Here is a 20925-nt window from a genome sequence, read left to right as displayed (position 1 = left end):
CTCCGTTCTTTGCTGAAAAACTGAAAGAAACAGAGGCCTTGCTGCGCCAGGTCGTTGCCCAGGCCGCTCTCCACGGCCTGCCGGTTCCCGCTCTGTCGGCGGCTCTTTCCTATTTCGATATCATGCGCACAGGTCGCTCTACCGCCAATATGCTTCAAGGCCAGCGCGACTTTTTCGGAGCGCACGGGTTCGAGCGCACGGACAACGACGGCGGCGGATATCATGGACCGTGGGCGATGGGTTGAGCGTTCGGTTGCCGGTCGCCTGATCGGCCATAAAGGCCCGGCTATCAGGCCGGGCTTTTTTATTCGACAGCGGCGGGGAAGATATGCGGTCCGCGTTCGGGTGTGGCCCCCGCCAAAAAGGCTTTTCTTTATTGCGCCAGTCCCAACGCCACCATGTTGGCTATGGATGCTCTGAGGCCGGAATGTTCGCGCAGTTCGATGATCAGGCGGGGCGTGCTGTCGAGCTTGCCGAGGGCGGCAAACACCGCATGCCAGTTGATGGTGCCTTCGCCGAGTGTCCAGTGACGGTCGGCATAACCGTCAGCGTCCTGAAGGTGGATATGGCGCAGACGGTTGCCGGCGGCCTTGATGAAGTAGTCCACCGGTGGTGCGCCTGTTGATCCGTGGGCGTAATGCGCATGGCCCGTGTCGAGCGAAATCTTCACTGCATCGGAGCCGAAGCTTTCAGCCAGCTCAATCCGCGCATATGGATCCTTGTCTTCAATGTTTTCGATGACAAGCTCGCAGCCGATGTTTTCTGCACGTTTGACCGCTTCCGTCATCGTCAGATGGCAAAGCTCGATCTTTCGTTCGCGCGCGTTTTCGTAGTTGTCGAGATTGTTGTAATCCCAGGTGGTGTAGGGACTGTGCACCACCATATGAGTTCCACCGAGTTCCTCACAGACTTCCAGGCCCTGCAGGAGGCGTTTCTTGACAATATCTCGGACGTCGACATCCATGGAATCGATGGCAAAGCCGAAAAACGGGCCGTGAATGCCGACGCGCCCCTGATGCCCATCAAGCAACTTTCCTGCTCTTTCGACCAGCGGCTTCCAGTCGCCATTCAGTACTTCGCCCGGCCAGAAATCCTGCAGTTCCAGATCTCTTGGCTTTTCAAGCATCAGGTCGAGATGGTCCTCGAGAGCGTCAAGGGTCAAAGCGGCACCGAGAACGGGAAGATCTGGCATGGTTACACCTGTTCTGGAATTGAAACCTTTTGCTGCCTGATACGGCGAGATCCTTGACACTATTGCGACAATTGCAATGTGAACCGGTCAGTATCCACGCTTCCGGTCGACACTCTGAGGAATGGTGCCGGTTTCGAAATAACCGCCAATGTTCTGAACGACGATCTCGGTTGCAGTGCTGGTGATCGTAGGCGCGGAGATATGCGGCAGGACGGTTACCTTTTCATGTTCCCACAAGGGACTGGAATGCGGCAATGGTTCTTCATCGAAAACATCGAGAACGGCGTGGCTGAGCGGTCCATTGTCAAGCGCATCAAGCAGGGCGATCGTGTCTACAATAGGTCCTCTGGCGAAATTGATGAGCGCAGCGCCAGGCTTGCAGCTATTCAGCTCAGCTTGACCGAGCAGACCCCGCGTCTCTGCCGTCAATGGCGTGAGGATGACCAGAATGTCGGATTGTTGCAGAACTGCGGTCATGCCTTCCTGTCCGTGACGGCATTGGATGCCGTCCAGAACCTTTCGACTGCGGCTCCAGCCAAGAACATTGAAGTTGTTCGCTTTCAGGCGCCGAACGGAAGCACTGCCCAGTTTTCCAATTCCCAGAACGCCGACAGTGCGCTCCTGTGGTGTCTTGAGCAGGTGTTCCTGCCAGATTTTCCGACGTTGCTGGAGCCCGTAACGAGGCATGTCCCGATGGAGGTATAGCGTCCAGGCCAGAACAGCCTCGGACATGGTTTCCGCCATTTGCGGATCCGTCAGGCGAACGATCAACGGACCGTCTTCGGGTAAATCTGCTGCAAGCCGCTCCACGCCTGCCCACAGGCTTTGAACCCAGGCAAGATTTGGTAAAGCCGCAACTTCTGCAGGGTCGGGGTTGGCAACGATAGCAACCTTTGCATTGCTCCGCTCGGCTTCCGTCAAATCCTTGAAAGGTTTAACGTCCGCGATCGCTCCGAGAGCTTTAGGCAAGGCGGTTTGCCAGGCCCCACGTTCATTCTCGCCGTCATGCGAAATAAAGGGAACGACGGGCTTCATGCGGCAAAAACTCCTGAGGCCTGGGTGAACCCTTTAATCTCAATCGGATTGCCCGAAGGATCTTTGAAAAACATCGTGCTTTGCTCGCCGGGCTGATCCTGGAAACGGATTGTCGGAGGGATGACAAAGTCAAGGTTAGCCGCTGTCAGTTTTTCCGCAAGCGCTTTCCAATCCAGCATGTTCAGCACCAAGCCGAGATGTGGCATCGGGACCAGATGGTCACCGACCTTGCCGGTTTTGGTGGTTTCAAACGGTTCGCCAAGATGCAGGGAAATCTGATGGCCAAAAAAGTCGAAGTCCACCCAGGTGTCGGTGCTGCGTCCTTCCCGGCAACCGAGAAGATCTCCGTAAAATGTTCTGGCTTCGTCGAGGTCGGTTACGTGATAGGCCAGATGGAAGCATGGTTGCATGTTTTTCTCCTTTGATCCGCGGCAGGTGGTAGCAGATCAAGTTCGAAATGATTAGTATCTTTTTCTATCTCTGAGCATAGGAATTTGTTTTGGAAACCCGGTTTTTGGAAAGTCTTCTGGCGGTGGTTGAAACAGGCTCCATTTCCGGTGCCGCGCGTTTGCAGGGCTTGACGGCTGCTGCCGTCAGCCAGCGGATCCGGGTTCTGGAAAATGATCTAAACTGCACTTTGCTCAACCGATCAGCGCATGCCGCTGTTCCAACCGACATCTGCATGCGGTTGTTGCCGGCGGCAAGGAATCTCGTCAAGGATGCCCGTCAACTCGGGGCGCAGATTGATCCTGAAGGATTGCGCGGCCCCTACCGCCTGGGTGCCGTCTCGACGGCTCTGCTGGATTTCGTGCCGGATCTGATCGACACTTTCAGATCACAGGCGCCCGATGTGGCAATCTCGATCAAGCCTGGAACCTCTCTCGGTCTTTATGAAGGTCTTCTTTCGGGCAATCTGGATGCGGCAATTACCGCAATGCCTCCTTTTGAATTGCCGAAGGGAGTGGCATGCCGCGTCCTGGAAGAGCAACCGGTTGTGCATGTCTCGCCGGGCGGTCGTTCGGGCAAAAACGGTGCAAGGGATAAAGACCTGCCGTGGATCATATATGACCGGTTGTCCTGGGGTGGCAGGATGATCTGGGACGCTCACCGATCGCTGATTTCACATGACGATGTCATCTGCGAACTCGATGCACTTGAAACGATTGCGTTTATGGTGGCCCAGGGAGGTGGGCAGGCCCTGGTGCCCATGTGGCGCGGATTGAAAAACCGCCGGTTCGGGTTGAACATCAAGGAACTCTCCGGCAGCAACACCCGCAAGATGGTGTTCTTGCAGTTAAGCAACTCGCCGACCTCGGCAGTCAGCGCGCTGACATTTGAAGCACTCCGAAAGGGATGTTGAATCCGGGTTTGAAACGGTTGAAAGACCCCGCAAGACAGGTTTTTGAGGTCAAAAAATCTCTGCAAAGAATCACTTTCTGGGAAATAAAATTAACCGGAATGACGATATTTAGCACGAAAATGTCGTATGCAGACATGTTCTTGAAATTTGCGGCATGATTGAAGTTGTTATTGCACCTACACTGTTGTGCTGGTGGCAACATAATGCAATGGTATTGGCCGTTACGCCCTGAGCCGGAGTGAAATACCGGTTATGACCAATTTCTCTTATGGAATGTTCATGATTATGGGCTTAAGAGCAAGAACAGCGTAAATGCGTCGTATGAAGGCTAAAATAAACAAGAATAACCTAGAGGCCTTCTTGGTCATGCCGTGTTTTTTGCTCGTTTTACTTTTCCATTGGTCGCGCTGGGGAGTGAATACTTTTACAGAAGTATTAGCGCACTGCGCCCAAATCAATCTCAAGCAAACAAGCTGCACTGGAGTACCCTCATGAAGAAGTTGTTTGTCTCGGTCGCCGCGACCGCGCTAATCGGTATGGCTGGATCTGCCGTTGCTGAAGAGTGCGGTACGGTCACTGTCGCGGAAATGAACTGGGCGTCCGCCGGCGCAATCGCGCAAATCGATAAAATCATCTTGGAAAACGGGTATGGTTGCAATGTGGAGCTGGTCACCGGTGACACAATGCCGACCTTTACATCCATGAACGAAAAGTCCGAGCCGGATATGGCTCCTGAACTTTGGATCAACGCGGTGCGTGAGCCGCTTGACAAAGCTGTTGCCGAAGGATCGCTGATCGTCGGTGGTGAAATTCTCAACGAAGGTGGCGTCGAGGGTTTCTGGGTGCCGACATTCATCGCTGAGGAACATGACATCTATACCGTTAAGGACGCCTTGGCTCGCCCGGAGCTTTTCAAGGGTGCTGAGGACGATTCCAAAGGTGGTTTCTTCACCTGTCCGACCGGCTGGAACTGCCGCATCACCACAGGCAACCTCTTCCGTGCCTATGGCTTCGATGAAGCCGGTTTCGAGCTGGTTGATCCGGGCTCTGCCGCCGGTCTTGACGGGTCGATCGCCCGCGCCAACGAGCGCAAGGAAGGCTGGCTCGGTTACTACTGGGCTCCGACGTCCATCCTCGGCAAGTACGACATGACCCTGCTCGACTTCGAAGTGCCGCACGACAAGGCTGAGTGGGACCAGTGCACGGTTATCGAAGACTGCCCGGAGCCGAAGCCGAATTCCTGGGTGAAATCTGAAGTCTTCACCATCGTCACCGACGACTTTGCCAACAAGGCAGGCCCGGCCATGGACTACGTCAAGGGCCGTACCTGGGATAACCGGACAGCCGGTAAGGTGCTTGCCTGGATGAGCGACAATCAGGCCACCAACGAAGACGGTGCCTACTACTTCCTCGAAAACTTCGAAGATATCTGGGGTAAGTGGGTTAGCCCGGAAGTTGCTGAGAAAGTGAAAGCTTCTCTCTAATCCGTTGAGAAGAAATAGGGGCCCGCGCAATTGTGCGGGCCTTTCACTTAGGGGCAAACCAGCGGGACGAAAAAGATGGAGTGGCTACAAGAATTTCCAGCGATGAGCAGGGGCAACTTGCGCGCAATGCGCCAGTCAATCGACGGTGCGTTTAAGGATTTTACCCGGGCTTACGGGGATGCGATTGAAAGTGCCTTTGATCCGATCAAGGACTTTTTGATCTTCCTGGAGCATCTTCTGATCAATTCACCCTGGCCAATCATCTTGGCTGTGCTCGTTGGAATTGTCTATCTGATGAGTCGCAACAAGACGATTACCATAGGTTCTCTCGTCGCGCTGTGCGTGATCGGATACCTGGGAATGTGGGAAGACACCATGCGCACGATCGCCATGGTGACTGTCTGCACGATGATGGCAATCTTTCTTGGCATTCCGCTTGGGATTCTCATGGCGCGGTCCGACCGCGTACAAAGTATCGTCAATCCGGTGCTTGACCTGATGCAGACCATGCCAAGCTTCGTCTACCTGATTCCCGTTGTCATGATCTTTGGTCTCGGCAAGGTGCCGGGCATGATTGCGGTTGTGATCTATGCGATACCGCCCATGATCAGACTGACGAATCTGGGGATTCGGCTGGTTGATCAGGATGTGCTTGAAGCGGCCGACGCCTTTGGCTCCAATTCCTGGCAAAAACTGACCAACGTCCAGCTGCCGTTGGCGCTTCCGACCATTATGGCTGGTGTGAACCAGACCATCATGATGGCGCTGGCCATGGTCGTTGTTGCCGCTCTGATCGGTGTGAAGGGACTTGGCCAACCAGTGCTGAACGCTATCGCGAACCAATATCTGACGATGGGTGTGATGAACGGTCTTGCGATCGTCGCGATTGCCATCATCTTCGACCGTGCTACCCAGGCTTATGGCAAGCGCCTTCAGAAACACTCGGAGGTGATCCATGGGTGAGGCGACCGGAATTGAGATCAAAAATCTCTACAAGATCTTCGGACCAAACGGCAAGGAGATGGTTCAACTGGTCAAGGACGGCATGTCAAAGGCCGAGCTGAATGAAAAGTACAATCATGTACTGGGTCTCAATGACATCAACATCTCCATGCCGGGAGGAAAGATCGAGGTCGTCATGGGCCTGTCGGGCTCCGGCAAGTCGACCCTGATCCGGCATATCAACCGTCTGATCGATCCAACTGACGGCGAAGTTCTTTACGGCAATGAGGATGTCTGCAAGATGTCCCAGAGCGAGCTGCGGGCATTCCGTCGCCACAAGACAGCGATGGTGTTCCAGAAGTTCGCGCTTTTGCCGCATAGAACGGTGATGAAAAACACCGTCTACGGGTTGGAGATCCAGGGCATATCGGCAAAGGAGGCCGAGGAGCGGGCTTCACGCTGGATTGCCCGTGTCGGTCTGGAAGGCTTCGAGGATCATTATCCGAACCAGCTTTCAGGCGGCATGCAGCAGCGTGTCGGTCTCGCGCGGGCACTGACCAACGACGCCGATATTCTGCTCATGGACGAAGCATTCTCGGCACTCGATCCGCTGATCCGCATGGACATGCAAACCGTGCTGCTGGATCTGCAGGAAGAGCTGCACAAGACCATCGTTTTCATTACCCATGATCTGGATGAAGCGCTTCGCCTTGGCGACAAGATCGCAATTCTGCGAGACGGAGCGGTGATCCAGCAGGGGAGTGGGCAGGAAATTGTTCTGAACCCAGCGGATGAATACATTGCGGACTTCGTCAAGGAGGTGAACCGCGGCCGCGTGATCCTTGTTGATACCGTCATGGACAAAACCAAGACGATTGAAGGCGGAATGACCATTTCAAGCGGGATCAGGCTTGAGGAAGCTGCGAAGACCTTTGCGGATTCCGGCGTCGGAGAAGCCTCGATCGTCAATGGCGACGGCAAGCCCATCGGCGTTTTGAACGTCCATGACACTATTTACGCTATGGTGACACCCGCTTCCCACTGAACGGGTACGCAACCAGACAGCAAAGCCCCGGAGATCTTCTCCGGGGCTTTTGTTTTGGGGTGCCCGACAGACAAAGTACGTTGCGGTACAGTCAGGCCTAACCGCCGGTTCTGTACGGCCAATTACCCCAGTTGATGGCGGCGGCGGATGATAGGCTGCCAGTTGCCATCTTTGGTGTTTTGCCGCTCGCGACTTCAAGCTGAACCGTATCGTTTTCCGTTGGCGCGAGACGCAGGTCCCAGGTGTTGAATTCCGGAAGGACACGTGCGACCGGAGACGGGCGTTCCTCGATTATTGAAAAGTGTTGGGGTGCGAGCCGGCCGATATTGGCCAGCAAAAGGAAGTCCGCTATCCGTGCATCATAACGGGCGCGGACATAATCGACCTGGCTCAATAGCAGTTCCCGCTCGCCGTCGAGCACGTCCAGCAGTGAGCGTTGTCCACCGTTGAACTCGATCTGAAGACCTTTCACAGCCCTGTGATTTGCTTCGATCGCGCGTTTTTGCGCCTTTGCCCGCGACCGGGATGCCGTGCGCTGCTTCATTGCGCGGATGACGTTTTCCCGGATGATCTGCTGGGTGTCGTCAAGCTCGTATTCTTGTTGTGCCGCAGTGAATTTTGCACGTTTGACAGCCGCAATGTTCCGGCCTCCGGTAAAAAGGGGGGCGGTTACCCGAACACCAAGCGTAAACTCGTCTTCGTCTTGGTTGGCAAGATTGCCGCGATAGCCATGGTCCCAATCGCTTTCCAGGGTGACGCGGGGCAGCATGTCACCGACCGAAGCGCGCGCAGCAAAGCGGGCCGCTCTTGCATCTGCCGTGGCTGCGCGGATCGACGGATTGTTCTGGTAAGCGATCAAAATAGCATCGTTCAGATCCGCCGGTTCAATTGACTTGGGTATTCCCGGCCAGCCAAGTTTTGCCGGTTTTTGTCCCGTCAGACGCTCATAGAGGGCAATGGAAGCCTCCAGGTCACCTGCCGCCTGCTCGCTGTTGCCCTGGGCTTCGGCAAGACGGGCAAGAGCCTGCTCGATATCGGTACGAGTTGCATCACCGGACCTGTAGCGGGCGCGTGCCGCATTTGCCTCTCTGCTGACAACCCGTGTGTAGGCTTTCAGATGCGCCAGAATGGCGCGGTCACGAACGACCTGAAGATATGCGTCCGCTGTGTTGAACAGGAGTGCCTGCTCGGCTCCTATGAGTTGGTTGCGACCGGAGGCGGCTTCTTCATGGGCCTGGTTAAGCCGGTTCACGCCAGCAAGCCCCTGGAAAAGCGTTTGCGACAGCGAGAGACCAAGGTCGTGCGAGTAGGTGCGATCGTTGGTACTGCGTTCGTTGCGGTAGGTATTATGTCCACCAAAATACGTTCCAGTCACGGTCGGCAGGAATTCAGATCGTGCCGTCCAGACCCCCTGATTGGTCGCTTCGTAACGGGAACGTTCCGCCTTCAGTCCCGGATTGACAGCATAAGCGGCCGCCATTGCTTCCTCGAGAGACTGCGCTGATGCGGTTTTTCCATCAAATACCAGGCCGACCAGCGACGCGCCGATCAGGAGACAGGTCAAATAGGTCCTGAGCCCTCGCGCCGGTGTCAGAGGGGGAAAGATGGTTGTCATTGCCAAGCCAATATTATTGTCTTTCGCCAAGGTAAAGATTCATGGTTAATCAAATGTAAGTACGCTGCGTAAGTTTAGGTTGGATTTCCAAGAAAGAGGCGATTGTTTGAGCGTATCTACTCACTGGAGAGTTAATCTATCTAGTAATTTTCCAATGATTGAACTTGAGTGAATTGTATTTTGTAGATAAAATTTCTATATTTTAGTCTTTGTATTGATGATTATTTTTGAGAAATAAATAAATACTAAATTGTTTCCCTTTCGTTTATATGCGAATTTTGACTGCATAGGTGAGTGTCGCTGGAAAGTAGCTGTTGTTCTAAACTTAGCGGCGGAAGCCGGCTTCCGTTCTCGAAAACCCGTCTTGAATTCTTGTCAAATGCGGACGCTTTAAGAGTGTCGACTTCTGAGTGACGCTTGCCGACAGTTCGTCATTCTTTTGTTTCGCGTTGGAGACCAAATGTGTCGGTTGCCGCGCGGGGCACGCGTAAAGTTCCCCGGCCAAGCCGCGGAAATCCGATCATTACAGAAGAAAATTTAGGTATTTTTGACGACTGTCAATTGAGGCAAGAGCTGCGCTTTAGTCAATGATATCAATGAGAAATGGCGACACCAGCGAAAAATGTAGAATGATCTTTTCCGCTGAAGGGTGTTAATCCATAAAATTCTATCGATATTATTATCGATGCTGAATTGATTTGCTTTCAAAACAGAGCTGACACGCCGGCGAGATCAACTCGACGTCGGCTCAGTGCAATCAGCGTGTGAAACCTTTCAGGATTTTGGATGCCTCCCGCTATGTTAGCGAAAGCCAAGTCTACGCGAGTCGACAACGCCTATGAGCGATTGAAGACGGAAATATTGAACGGTGAACTGCCGCCGGGATTTCAAGCACCGGAACCGGACATTGCCAGCCGTCTTGGCATGAGCCGGACGCCAGTTCGTGAAGCACTGATCCGCCTGGAGGCGGAAGGGCTTGTCGATCTGATCCCCCGCCGCGGGGCGAAAGTTCTTGCCGTCTCGCAAAAGGACATTTGTGAGATCTTCGAGATTCTTGCCGTGCTGGAAGGATTGGCCGCAAAAAGCGCCGCTCGCCGAGACGTTCCGCCGGCGTTGATACAAAGTGTCGAGGACGTCATGACACGTGCCGATGCTGCGCTTGCTGCGGATGATATAGAGGCCTGGGCAAAGCTCGATGATCATTTCCATCGCCTGATCGCACAAAGTTGCGGTAACACCCGTCTTGAGGCGGAGGTGATCAATCTCCTTGATCAGGTGCACCGCGCTAATCGAGTGCTCCTGCGGCTGAACAAGGCACCGGCGTCAAACGTTGATGATCACCGCAAGATTGTCGAGGCAATCAAATCAGGGCAGGACGAAATGGCTTCCGCGGGCGCCCAGTCGCACCGGTTGAACGGTTTGAATACAATGAAGCGTCTCTTGCAAAGCAGTGGTCTGACCCAGGTGTGATTTGCAATCAAGGCACGAAGCGATCGCTGCTGTTTTGGCCGGATGCAAAATGCGTGGGTTTTCCCTCAAATCCTATCGCGTTGGGGCGGGGCCGGTAGACTGGCCAAGGATCAGTTCAGCGTCCAGATGGAGAGACGTCGGTTTCGCACCTGGCGTCGCAATCATATTGAGCAAGAGATCCGCCGCTTTTTCACCAGCGTAGCGCACGGATGAACGCGTGCAGGTGAAAATCGGAACTTCTCCGCTGTTTGGCAGGAACGAAAGCGCATCGTCGTGCGTGATGATCGAAACATCTTTTCCTGTTTTCAATCCGCATTGCCCGATTGCCCGCGCAACACCAATGGCGGAAATCATTGACGAGACCAGAAAGGCCGTCGGTGGATTATCGCTGTTGAGCATCTCCATGGCGCTGTCGCAGCCATAGGGTTCGGTCATGTCAGCGCTGCGAACGAGCGCCGCGTCAGGTGTCAGGTTCCGGGCTGACAGGGCGTCTTCAAAGCCACGCCTGCGGCGGCGCGCGAAATCCATGTTCTCAAGGCCATTCAGCAGGGCAATTCTGGTATGACCCAGATCAAGCAGCAGATTGGTTGCCCGTTCGAAGGCGCGCCGGTTATTCATGTCGATCCAGGATGTTTCCTTTTCCGCACCCGGAATACGTCCATGGACAACGAAGGGCAAGTTGAGTTCTTTCAACAACAAGTGCCGGTGTTCGTCTTGTGCCGGGCCGTGAATGATCACTCCATCAGCCTTTTTACGGGAAGCAATCTGACGATAGGCATCTTCCTCGCGATCGTCCTCGACAACGGAAATGATCATGTCATAGCCGTGTTGGGAATAGGTCTCACCTGCACCGGCAATGAACTCGAGAAAGATCGGATTCATCATCTCATGAATTGAGCGCGGAATGACATGGCCGATGGCCATGGACCTGCCAGTTGCCAGCCGTCTTGCCTGACTGTTTGGAGCATATCCCAGCTTGTCGGCCATTTCGGCAACACGCTTGCGCGTTTCGGCGCTGACCTCCGGGTATCCGTTCAGTGCACGGCTGACAGTAGTTTGCGAAAGGTTCAGCCTTTGCGACAGTTCTTTTAAATTTACGCCCTTGCTCATACTGGCTCAAAACGCTTTGAAAGCGCACCTCCTAACAGCCTGTTATTGAATTGCAACATTAATTCGCGAGATGTTTGCTTGACAAGACCGAAGTGTATCGACATGGTTAGGGCGAAATCCAAAGCGGTTTGGATGCCCGGTTCTAGTAGGATTGCTCGCGAGGCAGTTACTGCGGGGAGTTGCTGCCGGGTGGGGAATTGTGCCACTTTAAATGAGTGTCCCAGGATAGGGACAATCTGGGAGGAAAGACATGAAATCACGTTTGTTGGCCTGCACAGCGGGCTTGGTTTTCAGCGCTGCCCTCAGCATGGGTGCGGCTTCTGCTGCCGATCTGAAATTCACTCCGGGCGAAGGTCCGTTCAACTGGGACAGCTACAAGGCCTGGGCGGAAAGCGCGCCTGATCTGAGCGGTCAGACCGTGACGATCGCAGGCCCCTGGCTGCAGCCGGAAGACGGTTACTTCCGTAATGTTCTGGCCTATTTCGCCGATGCGACCGGCGCGGAGGTCATCTACACCGGCTCTGACTCGTTTGAGCAGCAGATTGTTATTGACGCCGAAGCAGGCGCGGCACCCAACATTGCTGTCTTTCCGCAGCCGGGTCTTGCGTCCGACATGGCTTCGCGCGGCCTGCTGCAACCTCTGCCTGATAGCATGGGCAGTTGGGTTGCCGACAACTACGGTGCCGGCGACAGCTGGGTAAATCTTGGTACCTACAAGGATGCCGACGGCGCCGACCAGCTTTACGGCTTCTTCTATAACGTCAATGTCAAAAGTCTCGTCTGGTTCGTCCCGGAAAACTTCGAGGATGCCGGTTACGAAGTGCCGACGACAATGGAAGAGCTGAAAGCGCTGACCGAACAGATCGCGGCGGACGGCGAAACCCCTTGGTGTATCGGTCTGGGATCCGGAGCGGCAACAGGCTGGCCGGCGACCGACTGGGTTGAAGACATGATGCTGCGCACCCAAGCTCCGGAAGTCTATGACCAGTGGGTAACCAACGAAATTCCGTTTGATGATCCGCGCGTCATCGGTGCAATTGAAGAGTTCGGCTGGTTTGCACGGGACGACGCAAAGGTCGCCGGTGGTTCAGGCGCAGTGGCTTCCACGGATTTCCGTGACAGCCCGAAAGGCCTCTTCTCTTCACCACCGCAGTGCTACATGCACCGTCAGGCGTCTTTCGTTCCGGCGTTCTTCCCGGACGGTGTTGAATTCGGCACTGATGTCGACTTCTTCTACCTTCCGGCCTATGCGGAAAAAGATCTCGGCAGCCCGGTTCTGGGCGGTGGCACGCTGATGGCAGTCACCAATCCGTCCGACGCGACGACTGCTTTGATGGAATTCTTCAAGCTGCCGATCGCGCATGAAGTCATGATGGCGCAAACCGGGTTCCTGACGCCGCACAAGGGTGTTAACCCGGAAGCCTATCTCAATGATACGCTGCGCGGTCAGGGCGAGATCCTCGTCAACGCTACGACGTTCCGCTTCGACGGCTCCGACCTGATGCCGGGCGGTGTCGGTGCAGGCACATTCTGGACGGGTATGGTCGACTACGCCGGCGGCAAGGACGCCACTGCGGTCGCTCAGGAGATCCAGAAAAGCTGGGACGCGCTCAAGTAAGATCGATACGGCCGGCCTCGTAAGCGGGGCCGGTCGACTTGTTCTGATCTACGGCAACGACCAGAATCCCAAATTCCTCAATACTGGCTGCTCCCGGCGTTTCGGGAGCGCCCCATAAAACACAAATGGGAGGGAACGGCCATGCTGACGGATAATCCGGCACTACTTGGGCTTGTGACCATCGTTTTCGGCGTTGGGGCGTGTCTCGGGTATTTCTATTTTTCCAACCAAATACTCGATAAGGTTCTGTTTCCCGCGCGCGGACCGAATGCCGGTCGAAACATCAATCGCGCAAACATGATCCGGCCCTGGCTGTTTCTGTTTCCTGCGTTGTTCGCGCTGACACTCTATCTGGCCTATCCGGTTTTTGAGACGCTTCGCCTGTCGCTTACCGATCGTACTCAGGGCGGTGCATTTGTCGGGCTCGACAATTACCGACAGATGATGAACGAGGCCAAGTTTTGGGAAGCGGTACGCAACAACATGCTCTGGCTGATTGTTGTCCCCGCAGCTTCCACCGCTTTCGGACTGCTTGCAGCTCAGCTGACCGATCGGATCAAATGGGGGAATTTCGCAAAGTCTCTCATTTTCATGCCGATGGCGATTTCCTTCGTCGGGGCATCGGTTATCTTCAAGCTCATTTATGACACCCGTCCTGCCGATCAGAATCAGATCGGAGTTCTGAATGCCGTGTGGTTGAAGTTCGATGGTGGGATAGGGTCGATCCTGTCCCTGCAGATCCTGCCAACCATTGTTCTCTTGGCGTTTGCAGGGATCGTTGCCTATGTCACCTGGCTGTTCGTTCGGGACCTTGTTGCAAAGGGCCAGGACAAGTCGGTCTGGTTGTTGCCGCTCCGTCTTCTGGTTGCCGTCGGTGGCGTCTGGCTTATCTGGATTTCGATGAGTTCAGTCGTCGGGCTTTGGCTCACTGAGCTGCCATACGGCGAGCCACAAACCTGGCTGACGATACCGCTTTGGAACAACTTTCTTCTGATGGTCGTGCTGATCTGGATCCAGACCGGTTTTGCCATGGTGATCCTGTCTGCCGCCTTGCGCGGCATACCCGAAGAAACGGTTGAAGCGGCCATTGTCGATGGTGCCAATCCGTTCCAGATCTTTTTCAAGATCAAAGTGCCGCAGATCATGGGAACCATCGTAGTCGTCTGGACGACAATCACACTGACCGTTCTCAAGGTCTTTGACATCGTGTTCGCCATGACCAACGGTCAATGGGAGTCCCAGGTTCTTGCGAACTACATGTACGACAAGTTGTTCCGCGCCAATGATTGGGGCGTCGGGTCGGCTAGCGCGATCATAATCATGTTGCTGGTAACCCCGATCCTTGTCTGGAATGTCTACAACGCCCGCAAGGAGATGCGCTGATGGCTAGTGTAGCTGGAACCAAATCCGCTCTGACTTGGGCTGTTCATATTTCCGTTGCCCTGCTGGTGGTGCTGTGGCTTTTCCCGACAATCGGACTGTTCGTGTCATCGTTCCGCACGGCGGATCAGATCTCGAGTTCGGGCTGGTGGGCGGCCTTGCTGCCCTCGGAGCAAAATGAAGTCTACCGGGCGGCGGATCCTGACGACAACCGGGTCGCCGATGGTGACATGTTCACCGTTACCGGCAACATCTTTGATGGAAGCCCGAGAGAGATCCGCTCCTGGGGCGTGTCGTCCCGAGACGTATCGGCGTTTCAGCCGGGTGAAACGGCGGAAATGAAAGACGGCGAGAGCGTCACGCTTCAGCCGGATGGCAGTTATGTCTGGCGCGGCAACGACAAGCAGATTTCCGGGCGTGGGCAGCGGATCTTCGTTACCGCAACTGTGCCGCCGGAGTTCACCAGGGACAACTATCAGACCATTCTGTTTTCCGGCACCGGTCAGGACAATATGGCCAAGGCGTTTTTCAATACGCTGACGGTGACAATCCCGGCGACGATCATTCCCATTGTGGTGGCAGCCTTTGCGGCTTACGCACTTGCCTGGATGGAGTTTCCCGGGCGGGCGCTGTTGATCGCAGTTGTTGTGGCGTTGCTGGTTGTGCCCCTGCAACTTGCACTGATCCCGCTTCTTCGGCTGCATCTGGGCATCGGAATTGGAAAGGGGTATCTCGGCGTCTGGCTCGCACATACTGCTTTCGGTATGCCATTGGCGGTCTACCTGCTCAGGAACTACATGGTCGGGTTGCCACGGGATATCATCGAAAACGCCAAGGTGGACGGTGCGACCGACTTCCAGATCTTCACCAGGATTATCCTGCCGCTCAGTTTTCCGGCGCTCGCATCATTCGCGATTTTCCAGTTCCTGTGGACCTGGAACGATCTGCTGGTTGCCAAGGTGTTCCTGATCGACGCGACCGGCTCGACTACAGTGATGACCAACCAGATTGTCGAACTACTGGGCACACGGGGTGGAAACTGGGAAATTCTGGCAACCGCCGCCTTTGTCTCCATTGCCGTGCCGCTATTCGTTTTCTTTGCGATGCAGCGCTATCTGGTGCGCGGGCTTCTGGCAGGATCGGTCAAATACGGTCAGGTCGAGGTTCTGAGGAACATCAACCTGGAAATTCAGGAAGGTGAGCTGATTGTTTTTGTCGGCCCGTCTGGCTGCGGAAAATCGACGCTTCTGCGCATGATTGCAGGTCTGGAGAAGATTACCGGCGGCACGCTCGAAATCGACGATCAGGTCGTGAATGATGTTCCGCCTGCGCAGCGCGGCATTGCGATGGTGTTTCAGTCCTATGCGCTCTATCCGCATATGACCGTCTACGACAACATGGCCTTTGCGCTGCGCCTAGCGCATCAGTCAAAAGAAGAGATCGACAAGGCCGTTCGCAGCGCCGCCGATACCCTTCAGCTGACGCACCTGCTCGACCGCCTGCCAAAGGCGTTGTCCGGAGGGCAGCGGCAGCGGGTTGCCATCGGCCGTGCCATCGTGCGCGATCCGAAAGTGTTCCTGTTCGATGAGCCGCTTTCCAATCTTGATGCGGCATTGCGTGTCGCCACCCGGATCGAGATTGCGCAGCTCAAGGAGAGTATGCCGGAAAGCACAATGATCTACGTTACCCATGACCAAGTGGAGGCGATGACACTGGCCAGCCGGATTGTCGTTCTACATGGTGGTGACGTGGAGCAGTTCGGTGAACCTCTGGAACTCTATGAGCGTCCGGCAAATACGTTTGTTGCCCAATTTATCGGGTCTCCCGCGATGAACCTGATTGAAGCCAAGGTCACGGCTACAGGGGAGAAGACCTCCGTGCAGATGGCCGATGGGGGTCACGCCGATGCGCCGATCGCCTCAATCGACAGTGACATGGGCACCTCGGTGAAACTGGGTGTGCGGCCCGAAGACCTCGAGATCACGGAGAGCGACGACTTTCTCATTTCGGCAGAAGTCGAGATCGTTGAAGCTCTTGGCGAGACCACGGTTCTCTATTTCAAGTCGGAAAACGGTGAACCGGGACTGATTGCAAAGCTGCCGGGGATCCACAAGATCGGCCGTCACACCACGATCCGAATGACCGCCGCGTCTGAAAAACTGCACCTGTTTGACGGAAACGGCAAGTCGTTCCTATATCGGTAGCTCAAGCAAGGGCCACTATCGGCCTTTGCACTGACTTCTCCGTCGTTGTCCCGGACGCAGCGGTGCGAAGATCCGGGATCGACGGGCCGCGGACGTCAGAGGCGAGAGTTCCTTCCCGATCCCGGCTCGGGTTTCGCTTGGCCGGGATGAGGAAACAAAACCTATTATCTTGAACACGACAGGCTCTCGTCTTTTCGTCCGGGTTTAGCGCTGGTCATAACCAGATTCCGATAAACACTGAGGTCTACCGGTGGACGAGATACGAGCGATGGCTGTCCTCCTTCGAGGACAGAAATGTCTCGTGTATCCAAGCAGTGGATACGCCCTGCGTGGCGGTGCCGGGTGGCGCCGATGCCTTTCACCTGGGCATGCATTCCGATATGGTTGAGCTGCCATCGAGTGATATTTCGCGCTTTAATTGTTGTGTAGTTTTTCTAAATTTCCGGTTTTATCCACTTCTGGAGCCTTATTAATCGTTCCCTTATTCGAAATCTGTCATATCATTTTCATATGAGCGTCGAATAATGTTCATATGAACATGATTTAACGAGCTTCGAAGTTGATCCCTTTCAAGTCAACACGAAGCCAATGTATGCATTCGGCCTTGTTTGGATTGAGAAAGATGGTGTCGGGTTTAAATACATGCTTGGTCAAATAGATATTTCAAAACGTCAGGCCGAAATCGCAGACCTGGTTCAAAAAGCCGGCTTTGCTTCGGTCGAGGAGTTGGCCGACCGCTTTGAGGTGACGACCCAGACGATCCGGCGGGATGTCAACGGCCTATGTGAGCTGGGAATATTGCGGCGTACACATGGCGGTGTGGAACCTCCGGCGCCTGCATCCAATATTCACTATTCCACACGTCAGATTCTCAATCTTCCCGAAAAACAGTTGATCGCAACGCTGGTGGCGAACAAGATTGAAAACAATCAATCGCTGGCTTTCTCAATCGGAACAACACCTGAAATCGTCATGCAGGCGCTGACGGCGCATGAGAAGCTGGCGATCTTTACAAACAACCTCAATGTCGCGTTCACAGCCTCCATCAATCCATCCTACCAGGTAACGATTGCCGGCGGGCGGTTGCGACACGGCGACCGCGATGTTCTGGGTTCGGCAGCCCAGGCGTTTTTCTCGAACTACAAGGTCGATATTGGGGTGTTCGGTGTTGCCGGTGTCGACGAGGACGGCACATTGCTTGACTTTCACGAAGATGAAGTCGCGGCACGCCAGGCCATTCTGGCGAATTGTCGCAAGTCATTTCTGGTTCTCGATCACAGCAAATTCGGCCGCAGCGCCCATGTGCGCGGCGGGCATTTGAGTGAAGTCGATGCCATTTTTACAGATCGGCCTGTCCCTCCCGCATTTCTGGCGAGTTTGAAGGGGACCCGCACCAAGGTTAACGTTGCAGGAGACAAGACCAGACCGTGATAAACACGGTCCTTTCCTGGTATTGTCCGGGGTCATGCAAAACTTCATTTGGGCCAGGATCACGTAGATTTAAGTTCGACCAAAAGGTCTCCTCTGGCTGGAGGAGCAGAAAAAATTTCGCTCCAGGCGTTTTATTGTTGAAAGAAATTGGGTAAAAAATCGATAATTGACGCATTTCTTGCGGCTTTTAAATCGATTTAAATGGCGAGATTCAGCGGAAATAGTGGCCGCTGATGGGTTGTCGTCCCGGAGGAGGTAGTTCGTGCCCAATACATTTTTGGCGATTGGTGAATGCATGGTGGAAATGGCGCCGACCGGCGAGGGTACATTCACCATGGGCTTTGCAGGCGATACATTGAACACGGCCTGGTATGCGCGCAAATGCCTGCCAAAAAGCTGGAATGTCGGCTACTTCACCGCCGTTGGATGCGATCAGGTTTCCGATCAGATGCTGGAATTCCTGGCTGGATCAGAGATCGACACGAGCGCTGTACGCAGGCTCGAAGATCGGACGGTCGGCCTTTACATGATTCAGCTGAAAGACGGCGAACGCAGTTTTGCCTACTGGCGGTCCCAGGCCGCGGCCCGCCGTCTTGCGTCGGATGCAGACCATCTGGACAAGACACTGGCCGGGGCAGGTCTGATTTATTTCAGCGGTATCACGTTGGCGATCCTGCCTGCAGCGGAGCGCAAGATCTTTCTGGAAGCCCTTCGGAAAGCGCGCAGAGCCGGTGCCAGGACGGCGTTTGATCCGAACCTGCGGCCACGCCTGTGGGAAGATGCAGAGACGATGCGGGCCTGTGTGACGGAAGCTGCAGGCCTTTGTGATTTTGTCATGCCATCCTTTGAGGACGAACTTGCTCACTTTGGCGATGCAAATGCCAAGGTCAGTGCCGAGCGTTATCTGTCCGCCGGCGCCCAGATGGTCGTGGTCAAGAACGGTCCACAAGAGGTTATCTGCGCCACGGAGGGAAGCCAGCAGGCGTTCCAGCCATCTCCGGTTCACAGCATTGTCGATACGACCGCTGCGGGCGACAGCTACAACGCCGCCTTCCTGGCCGAATTTCTGACAAGCGGGGATATCAAGGCAAGTGTCGATGCCGGAGCCCGGCTTGCTGGTACGGTCATCCAGCACCGAGGCGCGTTGGTCGATTGCCTTGAGCCTGCGTAAGTTGGCCAAAAAAGGATAAGAGCGCCGGATGGCGCTCTCAAGCCCAATTGTTCTTGCGAAGCCTAGCCGGCGTCTCGCTGGGCGATCCAGTCGTGATCAGGGTGGTTCTGGAAACGCCACTTGCGCATCGGCCCCGCCATGACATTGAGATAGTACATCTCATAGCCATAAGGCGCGCCGCAGGGATGATGGCCCTTGGGCACCAGAACCACATCGTGGCTGCACATGGAGACCGTTTCATCAAGGCTGCCATCCTCGGTGAAGACACGCTGGTGACCGTAGCCCTGATCGGGGTTGAGCCGATGGTAATAGGTCTCCTCCAGGTAGGTCATGTCGGGAAAATTGTCCTCGTCATGCCTGTGAGGCGGATAGGACGACCAGTTGCCCTGCGGCGTGAACACTTCCGTGACCAGCAGGCTGTCGGCCACGTCAGATTCTTCCATCGCGATTGGATAAATGTAGCGGGTGTTCGCTCCTTTGCCGCGCGTAACCTTTTGCGGGGTGGGCAGGACCTGCGCCTTGTGACCACCCATGCCCGGTGCTGTGCAGACGCCAATCGTGCAGTCGGTTGTCGCCGTTGCAGACCAGCTTTCGTTGTTCGGTATGTAGACACTTTGCGGTGGCAACTGCTCGAAGACATTCATGCGCTCGCCCTGTTCGCCGAAGTCCCGACCAGCAGTGGAAATGTTTGCCTTGCCTTCGACCATGACCAGGATCACCTCACGGTCCCCGGTCTGCTCGCTTACGGTGTCACCCGCGTTCAGGCGGTAAAGGCCGAAGCCGACAAAACTCCAGTCAGACGACTTGGGTCCTCTGGCACCTTCAACGGTGATGTCATGAACCTTGCCGGCATTTCCCGACGGTTTGCGGAGGAGATCACTCATGTCAAATCCAGCTCGTTTGCGATCGTTTTCAGCGTCTTCAGCCCGAGGCTTTGATACTTGAACGGGTTGTGAACTTCCGGGTCCTGCTCAGCCTCGATGACAATCCAGCCATGGTAACCGGCGTCTTTCAAAATCTGGAGGAGAGGGCGGAAGTCTATGCCACCTTCCTCGTCACCTGGAACCGTGAAGACACCGGCCCGGACACCATCCATGAAGGATTTGCGATTGTCCCGGATGTCTTTCATGATCTCAGGCCGCACATTCTTGGCGTGGAAATGGCGTACGCGGCTGATGTATTTCTTCAAAATCGGTGCCGGGTCTTCTCCCTTGCAGCCGACGTAACAGTGCCCCGCATCAAAGAGCAATTTCGTCGCAGGGCCGGTCGATGCCATGAAAGCGTCGATTTCCCCCAGGTTTTCGACAACTGTACCCATGTGGTGGTGATAGACAAGATCGATGCCCTGCTCAGCGCAATAGGCGGCGAGTTCCTCTACCTTGGCACCAAATACTTTCATCTCCTCTGGGGTCAGGACCGGGCTCGTGGAAATGTCGACGTCCGAGCCCTGTATGGTGTTGGACGTCTCGCAGGCAATGCAGACCGTGCACCCATTGTGCTTCAGCTTGTCCAGATGAGGTTGGATCGCCTTCTTCTCGTCTTCGACGGATTGAGCGAGCAGGTTGAGCGAATACCAGCCGGAAATGAACTTGAGGCCGTGACTGCCTAGCAATTGTTTCAGCTCTTCGGGATCGTCCGGCCAGCGGTGACCGTTCTCGATCCCGTCGAAACCGATCCTGGATGCTTCGTTCAAGATCTGTTCTGTCGGTATATGAGCTCCGAGTGTCTGGTCGTCGTCATTGGCCCAGGCGATCGGGTTGGTGCCGTACAAAATCATCGGTTGCGTTCCAATAAGGGTTAGTCAGCCGGACGCTGGTGTTTCAGTGCCGCTTCATAGTCTTTACGGGCTTTGTTTACTTCGCTGCGTT

General features: G+C 55.0%; 17 protein-coding genes and 2 pseudogenes. 12 read left to right on the top strand and 7 right to left on the bottom strand.

The features are described from left to right. A pseudogene (locus tag K5905_RS06060) lies at positions 1-245 on the top strand (NADP-dependent phosphogluconate dehydrogenase); the annotation flags it as partial. Between the two features lie 128 nt (positions 246-373). Here K5905_RS06060 and K5905_RS06055 read toward each other — a convergent pair. From K5905_RS06055 to K5905_RS06045, 3 genes are all read right to left on the bottom strand, one after another. Then, positions 374-1192: a sugar phosphate isomerase/epimerase gene (locus K5905_RS06055; protein ID WP_297581373.1), complete on the bottom strand. Its 819-nt coding sequence runs from the start codon at positions 1190-1192 to the stop codon at positions 374-376. An 87-nt stretch (positions 1193-1279) separates the two neighbouring features. Continuing rightward, positions 1280-2227 carry a glyoxylate/hydroxypyruvate reductase A gene (locus K5905_RS06050; protein ID WP_297581370.1) on the bottom strand — a complete coding sequence of 316 codons (948 nt, stop codon included), beginning with the start codon at positions 2225-2227 and terminating at the stop codon, positions 1280-1282. Beyond that, positions 2224-2637 (bottom strand): VOC family protein, encoded by a 414-nt coding sequence (locus K5905_RS06045; protein ID WP_297581366.1) that lies wholly within the window; start codon positions 2635-2637, stop codon positions 2224-2226. Before K5905_RS06045 ends, K5905_RS06050 begins: the two co-directional genes overlap by 4 nt. An 89-nt stretch (positions 2638-2726) precedes the next feature. On the opposite strand from K5905_RS06045, the gene K5905_RS06040 reads away from it, so the two are divergent. The 4 genes from K5905_RS06040 to K5905_RS06025 all read left to right on the top strand — a co-directional run bounded on the left by K5905_RS06040 (position 2727) and on the right by K5905_RS06025 (position 7058). Beyond that, a complete protein-coding gene (locus K5905_RS06040) occupies positions 2727-3587 on the top strand; it encodes a LysR family transcriptional regulator (RefSeq protein WP_297581364.1) in 861 nt (286 codons plus the stop codon). A 491-nt stretch (positions 3588-4078) separates the two neighbouring features. Continuing rightward, complete coding sequence (locus K5905_RS06035; RefSeq protein WP_297581362.1) at positions 4079-5071, top strand: ABC transporter substrate-binding protein; 993 nt, start codon at positions 4079-4081, stop codon at positions 5069-5071. Positions 5072-5146: 75 nt separating this feature from the next. After that, positions 5147-6034: a proline/glycine betaine ABC transporter permease gene (locus K5905_RS06030; RefSeq protein WP_297581360.1), complete on the top strand. Its 888-nt coding sequence runs from the start codon at positions 5147-5149 to the stop codon at positions 6032-6034. Continuing rightward, positions 6027-7058 carry a glycine betaine/L-proline ABC transporter ATP-binding protein gene (locus K5905_RS06025; protein ID WP_297581358.1) on the top strand — a complete coding sequence of 344 codons (1032 nt, stop codon included), beginning with the start codon at positions 6027-6029 and terminating at the stop codon, positions 7056-7058. The genes K5905_RS06030 and K5905_RS06025 overlap by 8 nt, the downstream gene beginning before the upstream one ends. A 97-nt stretch (positions 7059-7155) precedes the next feature. On the opposite strand, the gene K5905_RS06020 is transcribed toward K5905_RS06025, so the two are convergent. Then, positions 7156-8673, bottom strand: a complete 1518-nt coding sequence (locus K5905_RS06020) for a TolC family outer membrane protein (protein WP_297581355.1) — start codon at positions 8671-8673, stop codon at positions 7156-7158. A gap of 798 nt (positions 8674-9471) precedes the next feature. On the opposite strand from K5905_RS06020, the gene K5905_RS06015 reads away from it, so the two are divergent. Further along, entirely contained in the window at positions 9472-10143 is a 672-nt protein-coding gene (locus K5905_RS06015; protein ID WP_297581353.1) for a GntR family transcriptional regulator, read from the top strand. Positions 10144-10215: 72 nt separating this feature from the next. Here K5905_RS06015 and K5905_RS06010 read toward each other — a convergent pair whose 3' ends face one another. After that, the gene (locus tag K5905_RS06010; RefSeq protein WP_297581352.1) at positions 10216-11253 is read right to left on the bottom strand and encodes a LacI family DNA-binding transcriptional regulator; all 1038 of its coding nucleotides are present in this window, start codon (positions 11251-11253) and stop codon (positions 10216-10218) included. A gap of 250 nt (positions 11254-11503) precedes the next feature. On the opposite strand from K5905_RS06010, the gene K5905_RS06005 reads away from it, so the two are divergent. From K5905_RS06005 to K5905_RS05980, 6 genes and pseudogenes are all read left to right on the top strand, one after another. Then, positions 11504-12871, top strand: a complete 1368-nt coding sequence (locus K5905_RS06005) for an ABC transporter substrate-binding protein (RefSeq protein WP_297581349.1) — start codon at positions 11504-11506, stop codon at positions 12869-12871. A gap of 141 nt (positions 12872-13012) precedes the next feature. Further along, a complete protein-coding gene (locus K5905_RS06000; protein ID WP_297581346.1) occupies positions 13013-14254 on the top strand; it encodes a carbohydrate ABC transporter permease in 1242 nt (413 codons plus the stop codon). Continuing rightward, positions 14254-15399: pseudogene (locus tag K5905_RS05995) on the top strand (carbohydrate ABC transporter permease); the annotation flags it as partial. The gene K5905_RS06000 and the pseudogene K5905_RS05995, both read left to right, overlap by 1 nt. After that, positions 15382-16455: an ABC transporter ATP-binding protein gene (locus tag K5905_RS05990; protein WP_297581376.1), complete on the top strand. Its 1074-nt coding sequence runs from the start codon at positions 15382-15384 to the stop codon at positions 16453-16455. The pseudogene K5905_RS05995 and the gene K5905_RS05990, both read left to right, overlap by 18 nt. 642 nt (positions 16456-17097) lie before the next feature. Next, complete coding sequence (locus K5905_RS05985) at positions 17098-17886, top strand: DeoR/GlpR family DNA-binding transcription regulator (protein ID WP_297581343.1); 789 nt, start codon at positions 17098-17100, stop codon at positions 17884-17886. A 262-nt stretch (positions 17887-18148) separates the two neighbouring features. Next, a complete protein-coding gene (locus tag K5905_RS05980; RefSeq protein WP_297581341.1) occupies positions 18149-19057 on the top strand; it encodes a sugar kinase in 909 nt (302 codons plus the stop codon). Positions 19058-19119: 62 nt separating this feature from the next. Here the strand turns inward: K5905_RS05980 and iolB are convergent, their stop codons facing one another. Together iolB and iolE are read right to left on the bottom strand one after the other, a co-directional pair. Continuing rightward, complete coding sequence (gene iolB / locus K5905_RS05975; protein ID WP_297581339.1) at positions 19120-19941, bottom strand: 5-deoxy-glucuronate isomerase; 822 nt, start codon at positions 19939-19941, stop codon at positions 19120-19122. Then, a complete protein-coding gene (gene iolE, locus K5905_RS05970) occupies positions 19938-20834 on the bottom strand; it encodes a myo-inosose-2 dehydratase (RefSeq protein ID WP_297581337.1) in 897 nt (298 codons plus the stop codon). The genes iolB and iolE overlap by 4 nt, the downstream gene beginning before the upstream one ends. Positions 20835-20925: the final 91 nt, after the last annotated feature.

Source organism: Roseibium sp., from assembly GCF_025698965.1.
Classification (GTDB): Bacteria; Pseudomonadota; Alphaproteobacteria; order Rhizobiales; family Stappiaceae; genus Roseibium.
The sequence above is the reverse complement of the archived record's forward strand: the minus strand, read 5'-3'. Positions and strand labels throughout refer to the sequence as shown.